The 12,183-nt window shown below is 63.2% G+C and carries 10 protein-coding genes; 6 read left to right on the forward strand and 4 right to left on the reverse strand.

The genetic code is table 11. From position 1 onward, the window contains the following. Positions 1–55: 55 nt before the first annotated feature. Positions 56–1,546, reverse strand: a complete 1,491-nt coding sequence (locus CPI83_RS08490) for an acetyl-CoA acetyltransferase (RefSeq protein WP_097387080.1) — start codon at positions 1,544–1,546, stop codon at positions 56–58. A gap of 139 nt (positions 1,547–1,685) precedes the next feature. On the opposite strand from CPI83_RS08490, the gene CPI83_RS08495 reads away from it, so the two are divergent. Next, on the forward strand, positions 1,686–2,510 hold the full coding sequence (locus CPI83_RS08495) for an AraC family transcriptional regulator (protein ID WP_003946247.1): 825 nt from the start codon (positions 1,686–1,688) through the stop codon (positions 2,508–2,510). Between the two features lie 43 nt (positions 2,511–2,553). On the opposite strand, the gene CPI83_RS08500 is transcribed toward CPI83_RS08495, so the two are convergent. Together CPI83_RS08500 and CPI83_RS08505 are read right to left on the reverse strand one after the other, a co-directional pair. Beyond that, positions 2,554–4,311: an ABC transporter ATP-binding protein gene (locus tag CPI83_RS08500; RefSeq protein WP_097387081.1), complete on the reverse strand. Its 1,758-nt coding sequence runs from the start codon at positions 4,309–4,311 to the stop codon at positions 2,554–2,556. Next, positions 4,308–5,966: an ABC transporter ATP-binding protein gene (locus CPI83_RS08505; protein ID WP_232816885.1), complete on the reverse strand. Its 1,659-nt coding sequence runs from the start codon at positions 5,964–5,966 to the stop codon at positions 4,308–4,310. Before CPI83_RS08505 ends, CPI83_RS08500 begins: the two co-directional genes overlap by 4 nt. Positions 5,967–6,224: 258 nt before the next feature. Between CPI83_RS08505 and CPI83_RS08510 the strand changes: the two genes are divergently transcribed. The 5 genes from CPI83_RS08510 to CPI83_RS08530 are packed head-to-tail and all read left to right on the forward strand — an operon-like array spanning position 6,225 to position 11,194. Then, positions 6,225–7,112 carry a siderophore-interacting protein gene (locus CPI83_RS08510; protein ID WP_020970316.1) on the forward strand — a complete coding sequence of 296 codons (888 nt, stop codon included), beginning with the start codon at positions 6,225–6,227 and terminating at the stop codon, positions 7,110–7,112. Continuing rightward, positions 7,109–8,236, forward strand: coding sequence for a Fe(3+)-siderophore ABC transporter permease (locus CPI83_RS08515; RefSeq protein WP_020970315.1), 1,128 nt, complete (start codon positions 7,109–7,111; stop codon positions 8,234–8,236). Before CPI83_RS08510 ends, CPI83_RS08515 begins: the two co-directional genes overlap by 4 nt. Beyond that, positions 8,233–9,282 carry an iron-enterobactin ABC transporter permease gene (gene fepG, locus CPI83_RS08520; RefSeq protein ID WP_019744683.1) on the forward strand — a complete coding sequence of 350 codons (1,050 nt, stop codon included), beginning with the start codon at positions 8,233–8,235 and terminating at the stop codon, positions 9,280–9,282. The genes CPI83_RS08515 and fepG overlap by 4 nt, the downstream gene beginning before the upstream one ends. A 23-nt stretch (positions 9,283–9,305) precedes the next feature. Beyond that, positions 9,306–10,157, forward strand: a complete 852-nt coding sequence (locus CPI83_RS08525) for an ABC transporter ATP-binding protein (RefSeq protein ID WP_044479581.1) — start codon at positions 9,306–9,308, stop codon at positions 10,155–10,157. Beyond that, positions 10,154–11,194: an ABC transporter substrate-binding protein gene (locus CPI83_RS08530; protein WP_097387083.1), complete on the forward strand. Its 1,041-nt coding sequence runs from the start codon at positions 10,154–10,156 to the stop codon at positions 11,192–11,194. Before CPI83_RS08525 ends, CPI83_RS08530 begins: the two co-directional genes overlap by 4 nt. Position 11,195: 1 nt before the next feature. Here the strand turns inward: CPI83_RS08530 and CPI83_RS08535 are convergent, their stop codons facing one another. After that, complete coding sequence (locus tag CPI83_RS08535; RefSeq protein WP_020970313.1) at positions 11,196–12,170, reverse strand: ABC transporter substrate-binding protein; 975 nt, start codon at positions 12,168–12,170, stop codon at positions 11,196–11,198. Positions 12,171–12,183: the final 13 nt, after the last annotated feature.

Below are 12,183 nucleotides of genomic sequence, written 5' to 3' on the forward strand. Positions count from 1 at the left end.
TGAAGACGTGAGCACCGGGGCACAAGCATGCCCCGGTGCTCACGGCTGTCGACCGTCAGAACGTGAGCGTGAGCTTCCCGTTCTCGTCGCTGATATGAACGGTCCGTCCGATCGCCGCCGGGTTGTCACCGCGAAGCTGGGTCAGTTCGGCGGCATTCTCGGGACCGGTGTGACCGGCGACGCGGCCGCCGTCCGGCGTTGTTGCAATCACGAACCCGATCTCAGGCTCCCCGGTGCGACCGTATTCGACAGAGGCAGTGACGATTTCTGCAGTGCCCTGGTAATCGGTGATCAGTTCCGGAGCCTCCGCGGTCAAAGCGCGTGCGTCGGGATCACCGACGTACCCGTCGGCATGAGCGGCGGCCGACAGCAGTACACAGTGCTGGTATGTGAGGAATCCACCGTTGGCGTGGACGAGGGCAAGGTTCGCGCCGTCGCGAATTCGCCTGGTGACTTCAGCGACGGAATGCAGGGTGTAGCTGTTGAGCGGTCCGCCGAAGAACGAGTGACCTCCGGTGACGCTTGGGATCGCGGTATCGGGAAGTCCGAGTTCGCGGATCAACAGCTTGGGCACGATCGGGAAGCAGCTGTAGGCATCTACGATGTCGAGTGCGTCGGCGCCGACTCCGGCACCATCGAGTGTGCGATGTACGGCGTCATGCATCGCGGCCGAGCTGTCGAAGCTGTTGCGGCTGAGGATGTCCAACGGATCACTCGCACCAGCGCCGCCCCAGAGGTACACCAGTTTGCTTTCATCGATCCCGAACTCGCGGGCGGTCGACAACGAGCAGACGACAACGGCCGCAGCCTGATTGACGAAGGGCATGGCGTTGAGCATCAGCGGGTACGGCTCGGAGACCATCCGATTGCCAGGTCCGACGGTGCCGATCTCGTCTGCCGATCGGATCTCCGACGTCCAGGAGGCTGGATTCTTCGATGCCAGTTCCGAGAATGCGGCGTACATCTTCGCGGACCAGGCGAGCGATTCGCGGGCGCCGTGGCCCTCGGAAGCACTGAAACAGTTCTCGAAGAGCGGGTAGACGCGCGTCGGCACGATGAAACCGGCGCGCTGCATTTCAGGGCTTCCCAGGTCGGCCGGATCGAATCCGGGAGGCCCACCGGGCGCAGCGGTCCACCCGATCGAGTCGGGAGCGACTCCGGACTTTCGCAGCGCGGTGCTGCTGGCGTGCGATTCGCCGCCCACGAGCAGAGCAGCCGAGGATTCACCGCGAGCGATGGCCGCGCCGATCCGATCGAGGAGTGCCGCCGGCCAGTGGCCACCGATCGGCGAGGTAGAGGTGACAGTGGGGGTCGCGCCTAATCGTGAGGCAAGCAGCCCGGGGAGATCGTCGTACGACCAGCTGACCGTCTTGATCGCGAACACGGAATCGATCTGTGTTCCCAGCTCAGCGCGTCCACTGTCGTTCAACGCGGCGACGGTGGCGTCGTGAATCAAGTCAAGAGGTTCGCGGTGCCCGTCGGCAGGATTCCAGCGCAGATCGCCGACGCCGACGATGACCGGGATTCGTGATGCGTCAACCATCATGTACCTCTCGTTGCCGACCCGTAGCCGGGAGTTGCAGTCACGATATCGGGGACCCTGGTATGTGTAACTCTGGGGTCACAGTCAACCATTTTCGGGTTCCTATTTAGGTATGCCTAACGAAAGTCCTATACTCGTCTTCATGACAGCTGTGGCAGAGAGAATTTCGGTGCCCGTGGGGCCGCGTTCCATCGATCACCCCTACTCGATGACAACGGTGACTCTGAAGCTCTCTCATCAGCGGCAGTGGGCCCCGCATCGTCATCCTGAACATGAGCTGATCTGGGGAAACTCCGGTGGAATGCTCACCGTTGTTGCCGACGGCATCACTTGGGAGGTGCCGCCTTCGGCCGGACTGTGGCTGCCTGCCGGTGCGTTGCATGCCGTGAAGGCGGGCCCAGGTACCGAGTTCTTCTGCACGTACTTCCGGCCTGAGGCGCACGCCGCGCCGTCGGGTGTTCCGGGCTTGTTCGGTGTCAGCGCTCTCCTGCGTGAGGTACTCCTGCACATGCATCGGCGGAACATGCCCGACGAGGCGCGCAGTCGCGCCGAGCGGGTGGCCTTCGACATGTTGCAGCCGCTCGAAGTTGCTGCGGTGGAGGTTCCGATGCCGACCGATCCGCGAGCGTTGTTCGTTGCCGAAGCGTTGGTCGCCAATCCGGCAGACCAGCGGTCGCTGTCCGAATGGGCGCTGACGGCCGGCGGTAGCGTCCGTACGCTGACGCGTGTGTTCGCTCAGGGTACGGGAATGACCTTTGCGCAGTGGAGAATTCAGGTTCGAGTCCGCGCAGCACTGACGTACCTGGCTGCTGGCGTGCCGGTTTCGGTTGTCAGTAGGCGGGTCGGATACGAAACTCCGAGTGCTTTTGTCGCAGTGTTCCGCCGGGTCACCGGCCGGACACCCGGCAGCATGATGAACAAGGGGAGCGTGGCTCCCGAATCGGTGCCGTATCTCCTGCACGCTTGAGTTGGGTTGCACCGGGCGGAAGTGCCCGGTGCAACCGTCGCGGTCAACGCCGCGGCGCGGACCACGCTTCCCACAGTTCCGCGTACCGACCCCCGAGGTTGACCAACTCGTCGTGAGAGCCGTGCTCGACCACACGGCCGTCGTCCATCACCAGGATCTGATCGGCGTCGACGGCCTGTGAGAGTCGCTGTGCCACTGTGACAGCAGTGCGACCCCGGGTCAGAGCCAGAGCGGCATCGTCGAGGACCTTGGCTCCGGCGCTGCCCGCTTCGGCGGTCGCCTCGTCGAGAATCAGCAGCGGCGGATCCAGTAATTCGATTCTTGCCAACGCAAGTTGTTGGGCCTGTGTTGCGGTCAGCCGGTGTCCACCGTCTCCGACCACGGTTTCGAGTCCGTCCGGGAGTGCCCGCAACCAATCGGAGGCGCCGACGGTTTCGAGCGCTGCGATGATGTCGCTGTCGGTTGCCGACGGGTCGGCCAGCCGCAGATCCTCGGCCAACGTGCCGGCAAAGACGTGGACCTCCTGAGTCACGAGGGCCACCGCGCTCCGAGAGGTCGACGTTGGCAGTTCGTTCCGGGGCACCGTCCCGATCTTCACGACGCCTTCGGTCGGTTCGTAGGTCCCCGCGACCAGTTTTGCGACTGTCGATTTTCCGGCTCCGGTAGCGCCCACCAGCGCCGTGACGGTTCCTGCCGGAAGGGTGATGTTGATGTCTCGCAGAACCGGAGCGTCGCCGCTTCGGTACGAGAATGTGACGCGTTCCAAAGACGCCGAGCTGTCGACAGGTTCCTGCGGATCGGTCGGTGCGGATGGCACGGGCGCAAGGGTGACTCCGACCAGGCGAGCCAACGCGATTGTGCCTTCCTGCAATTCGTCGAACACGCTGAGAACTGCGCCCACCGGATCGAAGAGGCGGTGGAAGAACAGGGCTGCGGCGGTCGCGGCGCCGATGCTGATCTGACCGTCTTTCACCAGCCAGAAGCCTGTGATCAGCACAGCGGACAGGCCGATGTACTCCGCGATGTTGAGCCGGCCGAAGAATCTGGTGCGTAGACGCGTGGTCAACAAGCTCAGGCGGACGGCGGCCATCGATCGAGATTCGATCTGTTCGAGATGCGGCTGGGCCAGGCGAAGCGATCCGACGGTGTCGGAGTTACTCAGCGAGTCCAGGAGCTGTTGCGCACGTGCACCTTCCGCCTCTCGCTCCTCGCGATAGACCGGTGCAGACCTCGAGAGGTACCAGCGCAGTGCCTGGATCTGGATGGGTGCCGCGATCACCGCGGCGACGGCGAATCTCCAATCGAGGCTACCCAATCCGATCAGCGTCAACACGATGGTCAGTGCCGCGGTGGCAAAAACCGGAAGTGCTTCGGATACGGCCCGAGTCACCAACCGCACGTCGCCGGTGATGCGGGAGACGAGATCTCCGCGCCCGGCGCGTTCGACGTCGCTCTGCGGAAGGTCGAGAACCCGGACGACGACTTCTTCGCGAAGGTCGGCGACAACGCGTTCGCCGACGCCGGCGAGCAGGTAGTTGCTCACTCCGACGAGAAGGGATGAGGCAACCGCGATGCCGACCAACGCGAGAGTCAGTGTGCCGATGCGAGAGACAGCGTCGCCGTCTCCGTCGGTCACGGCGTCGACCATGGCGCCGAGGACCAGCGGTGTGAGCAGACCGATCGCGGTCGCGGCGGTCAGGGTGACGACTGCTGCGATCGCGGAAATTCGGTGGGGTCCCATCAACCGAAGTGCCGCGCGGCGCGCTTGTTTCGGTGTTGCGGTGGGGAGTAGTTCGTTCACAGCTCGATCACCCGATCGCAGATATCGAGCAGCACGGGGCTGCTGGTCAGAAGTATTGTGGCGTGCGCCCCGCGTACCTCGGCGATCCCGCGAGCAATGCGCGCTTCGGTGACGGAGTCGACGGCAGTGGTGGGATCGTGTAGCACCAGGACGGGCGCTTCGCTTGCCAGTGCCCTCGCCAACGCGATGCGCTGACGCTGTCCGCCGGACAAAGAATTCCCTTGCTCGGTGACTCGGGTGGCGAGGCCGAGCGGCAGTGCCGAGATCACTTGATCTGCGGCGGCCGCGGCGATGGCCTCGTCGTTGCGGCGACCGATCGGTGCGAGGGCGTCGATATTGTCGCCGACTGTTCCTATGAACAGTGCCGCGTCGTGCGGTGCTGCCAGAACGTGAGTGCGAAGTTCGTCGATGTGCAGCTCGTGAATGGCGTTGTCGCCGAGATGAATTGTTCCGCTCGAAGGCTCGATTCGACGCGCCAGTGCGTCGACCAACGCATCCGCCCACGCCGCATTCTCGGTGACGATGCCGATGATCTCGCCGCGTTTGACGTCGAGATCGACTGGTGACGCTCCGGCCAACACGACGTCGCGCAGCGTCAGGAACTCGGAGTGATTCAGGGGCACAGGTGCACCCGCGGGAGTCACAGCCTCGGTGGTCCCGAGAAGTGCTGCGACGCGGTTGGCGGAAGCACGCGCCCGTGCCAGGCCGGCGCCGAAGTAGATGATGTCGATCAACGGACCGCGAAGGAACTGTGCCAGACCCACCACGGCAACGAATTCACCGACCGAGATGCTCCCGGACGCTGCCATCCGTCCACCCACGTACGCGATGACGGCGAGGAAAGCACCGGCGATCGCAACATTGGCGGCGGAGTACATCGCTTGGTATCTCTGTGCGCGAAGGGTTGCTTCCAACGAAGTCCGGCTGGCTCCCCGATACCGCTGCGCTGCAGCATCTCCGGCGCCGATGCCGGAGAGGATTCGGAGTCCGGAGAGCAGATCTGCGGCCAGGGCACCGGCCTTGGCGCCCTGCCATTGATCGGTCTCGGCTCGGCGTTCGAGCGGTCGACTGACCACCTGCATGAGAGCCAGCACCGGGGGCGTGCCGAGGATGGCGAGCAGGCCGAGTGGCACCGAGATCACCAGCAGCGAGATCGCGGCGGTCAGCACTCCACAGGCGGCCGCAAGTTTGGTGCTCAGCGTGTGCGTGAATCCGGCCACCGAACCCGCGTCGGACGTCGCGATCGAATAGACCTCGCCCGGCATGCGCCGCGGTGACATGCCGTGCGGATCGAGGCCTCGGCGCGCGATGTCCATCCGCAAGCGATGTGCACCGTGCTCGGTGACGGAATCGGAGATGCGTGCAGCGAAGCGCCAACTGAGCAACAAGCCGGTGAAGAGAATTCCGAGAACGAGGATCCACTTTCCGAGTGCGGCGGCATCGCTGGTCGCGACAGCACGGTCGATCACCGCACCGATCACTACCGGCACCAACGCTTCCGCGACCTGGTGGCCGGTGAAGCCGACGGACGCCGCCGCCAGCTTGGCTCCGCGACCTTCGGAAGCGATCGCGCGAGTGATTACCTGGCGCGGCGTGATCGCCGGGCCGGTTGGGGGACCGTTTGTCTCGGCCGAAAGAAGTGGTGTCGAAGGCACTGGGTCCACGCTAGGGATCGTGGGCGGTAGTCAGAAGTCACACCGGTGCCAATACTTGTCGTGAACAGGCCATATGTATTGCGTTGGCCGAATTGCGATAGTAGTTGGCCCCGTTGCAGCTGAGAAGGCATCGACTCATCGACAACACTGCAATAAATTAAGGTCTACCTTACTTAGCGCGGGTTAACTATGTCCGGAAGTCGGATTTGATCCTCGTGTTCGGGTCCGGTTCATGTTCCATCGATGTTGGAGATTGTTGTGAGTCTTGTGTTCGGCGAGGTACTTCACAAGGAGTACGTGACCCCGGGAATGGTTCGTATCGTGTTCGGAGGGGAGGAGCTGACCGCCTTCGAAACCACCGGTACCGGTGACGAATACCTGCGCCTCCACTTCCCGGTCCCGGCTACAGGCGAGTTCGTTCTACCGGCGGAAGATCCGGACGCACCGCGCGGTTGGCGGTACCCGGAGGGCGAGGAACCATCCCCGTGCCAGCCGTACACCGTGCGACGGTTCGATGCCGAAACCAGCCGAATGACAATCGACTTCGTCGTTCACGAGGGCGGAATCGCCAGCGACTGGGCGCAGAAAGCCGAGATCGGTGACAAGTTGGCGATCGGCGAGTCTCGTGGCCTCTACGAGCCGCCGGCCGACGCACGCTGGCAGGTGTTCGTCGCCGACGCAACCGGACTCCCCGCACTCGGTCGTCTGATCGAACAGTTGCCGGCCGGCATGTCGGCCAAGGCGATCGTCGAGGTGGTGGACGAGTCGCACAAGCAGCAGATCACCTCGGACGCCGACGTCGAGTTCATCTGGCTGGTCGGCAGTGGCAACGGTGTTGCACCGTCGAAGCTGCCGGACGCGGTTCGCGCGATGAACCTGCCCACTGAACTCGGATACGTGTGGGTGGCAGGCGAGAGCACGATGCTCCGTGACATCCGCAAGTACCTTCGCCACGAACTGAAGTTGCCGGGTGAGCAGTACAAGGTCATCGGCTACTGGACCTACAAGGCAGAGGTCTGGAACGCGAAGTACGAGGCCCTCGACGAGAGTGTCCGCGCGGCACTCGATGCGGCCTGGGAATCGGACCGCGACGAGGAAGAGATTCGCGACGAGGTCGAGAAGACTCTAGAGAGCGCCGGCTTGTGACCGTTGGATTAGACAAGAGTGCCGTCGACCAGAGTGCGGCTGACGAGAGAGCCGTCGACAAACACACCGAAGAACTGATCGACGAGTCGCTGCAAGAGAAGCAGAAGCAACCGGACGGCCTGGTATCGACCAACTCTCGTCGTATGGCGGGTCTTTTGGTGTGCCTGGTGGTGCTCGCCGCCGTGCTCCTTCTGAGCATTGCGGTGGGATCGAAGACCATTCCGTTCGGCACGGTCATCGACGCGCTGGTGAACTACGACGACTCGAACGATCACGTGATCATCCGTGACCTGCGGCTGCCGCGTACTCTGCTCGGTCTGATCGTCGGCATGGCGCTCGGCGTGGCCGGTGGCCTCATCCAGGCGATGACACGAAATCCCTTGGCTGACCCCGGAATTCTCGGTGTCAATGCCGGAGCAGGCTTTGCGATGGTTGTCGCCGTCGCGGTCTTCGGCCTGACCAGCATCTGGTCGTACATCTGGTTCGCGTTCCTCGGAGCGGTGATAGCCACGGCGATCGTCTACACGCTGGGCTCGATCGGTCGAGGTGGTGCGACGCCCATTCGGCTGACGCTTGCCGGTGTTGCCATCGGCTCCGTGCTCGGCGGCATCTCGTCCGGCATCACCTTGCTCAACCCGACCGCCTTCGATCAGATGCGCCAGTGGAATGCCGGCTCACTCAGCGGACGTTCGTTGGAAATCGTTCTGGCCGTTGCCCCCTTCATTCTCATCGGACTCTTCCTGGCGCTCGCGTTGGCGCGCCAACTCAACGCGGTGGCCTTGGGTGACGATCTGGCACGTTCGCTCGGTGCCAACATCACTCGTACTCGTATCCTCGGTGTCATCGCGGTGACCTTGCTGTGTGGCGCAGCGACAGCGGCGGCCGGGCCGATCGGATTCGTCGGTCTGATGGTTCCGCACGTCGCAAGATGGTTCGTCGGACCGGATCAGCGATGGATTCTCCCGTACACGTTGGTGTGCTCGCCGATTCTGCTTCTCTTCTCCGACGTCGTCGGCCGAATCGTGCTGCGCCCGGGTGAACTTCAGGTCGGCATCGTCACGGCATTCATCGGAGCTCCGGTGCTGATCATGCTGGTGCGTCGAAGCAAGGTGAGCGGTCTGTGAGCATCGATTTCGGGCGCCCCACCACGGTGGTGCGCTCACCCAAAGAAGGCTGGTCCGCGCGGATCGACGTCCGCACGGTCACGGTCTGCCTCATCCTCGTTGCGCTTGCACTGGCGATCGGTGTCATCGCCCTCGGTAGTGGTGACTACCAGGTGCCGATCGGGGACGTCCTCGGCGCACTGTTCGGCGAAGCGCCCGCGCGTATCCACATGGTCGTCGTGGAATGGCGTCTGCCCCGAGTTCTGTTGGCGCTGATGCTCGGTGCGGCACTCGGCATGAGCGGTGCGATCTTCCAATCGCTCACCAGGAACCCGTTGGGTAGCCCAGACATCATCGGCTTCAACTCCGGTGCGTACACGGGCGCTCTTGTGGTCATCCTCCTCATCGGTGGTACTTACTACGAGATCGCAGTCGGTGCTCTGGTGGGCGGAATCGCGACCGCAGCAGTGGTTTACCTCCTTGCGTACAAGCGTGGTGTGCAGGGATTCCGGTTGATCATCGTCGGTATCGCCATCAGTGCGATGTTGGGCTCGGTCAACACGTGGATGATTCTCAAGGCGAAGCTTGACGACGCAATGGCCGCCGCAGTGTGGGGTGCCGGTTCGTTGAACGGTCTCGGCTGGACTCAGGTGTGGCCGGTGGTCGTCGTGCTGGCCATCCTCGTTCCGCTGATCCTGGTGTTGGGCAGGCGGATGCAGATGCTCGAGATGGGCGACGACGCCGCCAAGGCACTCGGAGTCCGGGCCGAACCCACGCGGCTTTCCCTGGTTGTTCTGGGTGTCGCTCTGACGGCCATGGTGACAGCAGCGGCCGGACCGATCGGGTTCGTCTCGCTGGCGGCTCCGCAATTGGTGAGGCGATTGACCGGTAGTGCCGGAGTGACCCTGCTGCCGTCGGCAGCAATGGGTGGCGCGTTGCTGATGGTCAGCGACTGGGTGGCGCAGCGAGCTTTTGCACCGACACAGTTGCCGGTCGGCGTCGTCACCGTCTCCATCGGTGGCATCTATTTTGTATGGCTTCTCGCGCGAGAGGCCCGTAAGCAGTGATCGGTGAAGGAACGAGGAACAGCGTGAACGAGGCAAGTGCGGCGGGCGTCGTGGCTGAGAAGACGAATCGGCTTCGCGCCGAGGACGTCACGATCGGGTACGACAAGCGCGTCATCTCGGAGCACCTCGACGTCGAGATCCCCGACGGTGGCTTCACCGTCATCGTCGGTCCCAACGCCTGCGGCAAGTCGACACTTCTGCGTGCGTTGTCCCGGTTGCTCAAGCCGACCACCGGCAAGGTTCTCCTCGACGGCAAAGCGATCACGTCGTACCCGGCCAAGGAAGTTGCGAGGCGGCTCGGGCTTCTGCCGCAGACGTCGATCGCCCCGGACGGCATCAAGGTCGCCGATCTGGTTGCGCGAGGACGTTATCCGCATCAGAAGCTGATCCGTCAGTGGTCGCGAGAGGACGAGGCCGCCGTCATCAAGGCGATGGAGGCAACCAAGGTCACGGATCTCTCTGCCAGGCCGGTCGACGAACTGTCCGGTGGTCAGCGCCAACGTGTCTGGGTCGCTATGGTTCTCGCGCAGCAGACTCCGTTGGTGCTGCTGGACGAGCCGACGACGTTCCTCGACATCGCGCATCAGATCGAGCTTCTGGAGTTGTGCCGCGATCTGAACGAGAACGACGGGCACACGCTGGTGGCTGTGCTTCACGATCTCAATCACGCGTGCCGCTACGGAACTCACATCATCGCGATGAAGGACGGCGCCGTGGTCGCCGAGGGCCCGCCCGCGGAGATCATCACCGAAGAACTGGTGCAGGAGGTGTTCGGCATGGCGTGCCGCATCATCGACGATCCGGTTTCCCACACACCACTTGTCATTCCGCTGGGACGCGAGCGTCAGCGAAACATCGAAGGAGCAAAGGTATGAAACTCTTCCTGGATACGCAGGTCACCGATTCGGAGTGGGCTCAGATCGTCGACCGCATTTCACGGCGCCGATTCTTCGGTGGCGCAGCCGGTGTGGCTGCAGCACTGGCGCTGAGTGCGTGTGGAACTTCCGATGCCGAGTCGGACGCGGCCAGTGACACTCTCCCGTACACGTGGGGCGAGTTCAGCGGCGACGTTCCGCGCGACCCCAAGCGCGTTGTGGTGCTGGACGGACGCGTCGACCTCGAATTCGCGATGATGATGGACTACCCGATCGTCGGTTCGGGGAACTTCTGGTTCCCCGATGCCAAGGCAGGATTCCAGTTTCCCGGCCGCACCATCGAGGACGCGAGCTTCGTCAACGTAGCCGGCGATTTCTCCACCAATTTCGAGGCTCTGCTCGCTCTCGAACCCGATCTGATCGTGATCACTGCGATCGGTTACACGAGTGACTGGTACGGCACCGAGCGCTTGTCTTCGATCGCGCCACTGTTGGTGGTCGGCGACGACGTCGAACCGATCGCCGGACACCCGGTCGACTGGCGAGGTGCGCTGATAGCGCAGGCGAGCCAACTCGACCGTGTGGCAATCGCCGAGGCTTCCATCGCGGAGTACGACGACAAGCTCGCGAGACTGCGACCCATGTTGCAGGAGAAGCTGGGCGGAAAGAAGATCGTGTTGGGCGTTCAGACGCCGACCGGATTCCTTGTGCATCAGCGGAATCTGCGGATCAGTGTTGCAATCGATGCCGGCCTGGACGTGCTCTTCCGTGACGACGACAATGCAGAGAACTCGTTCGAGTTGTCGTTCGAGCAACTCGACACCTTGGCTCCGGCGGATGTGATCATCGCCCAAGCTCGCGATCAGGAAGCACTCGACGCGATCAAGACGCAGCCGACATGGCAGCGGTTGCCTGCAGTTCAAGCGGGCAACGTGTTGACCAGCGACGCGCGATACAACCAAGGATTTGCGCTCACCGCGGCCATCTTCCTCGACGTTCTCGAGGAAGCGGCCGGGCGAATCACTGCTGGGCAGTAATTCAGGCGACGTTGCGGGCCTGGTCGAGTAGTTGTGCAACCTGCTCGAACCAGGCGCCGTAATTGGCGTAGGTGTTGGGACGCTTGTCGTCGAAGTCGATCACCTGGTTCGCGGTCACCGCGGGCAGCTTGACGAACACGGGTGATACTGCGAATGCTTCTGCCGACTTCGCGAACTGGAACACGATGTCCGCCGGGTAATCCGGGACCTGCTCCCAGCTGAGGTCGGCCCAGCCTTTGTCGCCTCCCGGTCCGGTGAACTTCACACCGAGTTCTTTCAGATAACCGAACTGGGCGAGCGCCGTTGTGCCTGCGTACAACTCGGAGCTGTCACCGTTCAGGGCGAGGACTTCGATGTCGTCGACCTTGGCCGCGGCAGTTCGGATGCGCTCTGCACCGGATTCGAATGCTTCCTTGCCCTCGCGTGCTGCGGCTGTGTCGGTGTTCCCGCCGAGAGCTTCGGCGAGTGCGGCGTATTCGCTCAATACGTCCGGTGTCGAGGCTCCGGAGAACTTGACGCCGACAAACGGTGCAACATTGTTGACGGTGTTGCCCATCGGCTCGTCCCACCAAGTCCATCGCGTCGGGTCGTCACTGTTGCCGTACCCGATGACGAGGTCGGGGTCCAGTGCCGCAAGTGCTTCCGCGCTGAGTTCGCCTTCACGGCCGACGACCGTCATGGTCGACTCGTCGGCATGATCGGTGACGTCGGGATTGCCGACGCCGTAACCGAAGATGCCGACCGGCCGAATACCGTAGTCCCACAGCGCAGCAGCGGAATACGCGTCGACGACGATCCGCTCCGGGGCGTGATCGAGGGTGATCGTGTTTCCGTATCCCGTTGTGTAACTCCAGGACTGGTCGGCGGACCTGGTCTCGGTAGAAGGCGATGCGTCGCTACTTCCGCAACCGGTGAGTAGGAGTGCGGCGACGGCGGGTAGTGCGGCGAATCCGGCGAACCGGCGGGTGAGTTTCATGAAAACCTTCCGA

Origin of the sequence: Rhodococcus sp. H-CA8f, assembly GCF_002501585.1 — a bacterium.
GTDB lineage: Bacteria > Actinomycetota > Actinomycetes > Mycobacteriales > Mycobacteriaceae > Rhodococcus_F > Rhodococcus_F erythropolis.

Bases quoted from the DNA above. Each gene is read 5' to 3' on its own strand.
- CPI83_RS08490 (WP_097387080.1), bottom strand. From the start codon at position 1,546: ATGATGGTTGACGCATCACGAATCCCGGTCATCGTCGGCGTCGGCGAT.
- CPI83_RS08495 (WP_003946247.1), top strand. From the start codon at position 1,686: ATGACAGCTGTGGCAGAGAGAATTTCGGTGCCCGTGGGGCCGCGTTCC.
- CPI83_RS08530 (WP_097387083.1), top strand. From the start codon at position 10,154: ATGAAACTCTTCCTGGATACGCAGGTCACCGATTCGGAGTGGGCTCAG.
- CPI83_RS08535 (WP_020970313.1), bottom strand. From the start codon at position 12,170: ATGAAACTCACCCGCCGGTTCGCCGGATTCGCCGCACTACCCGCCGTC.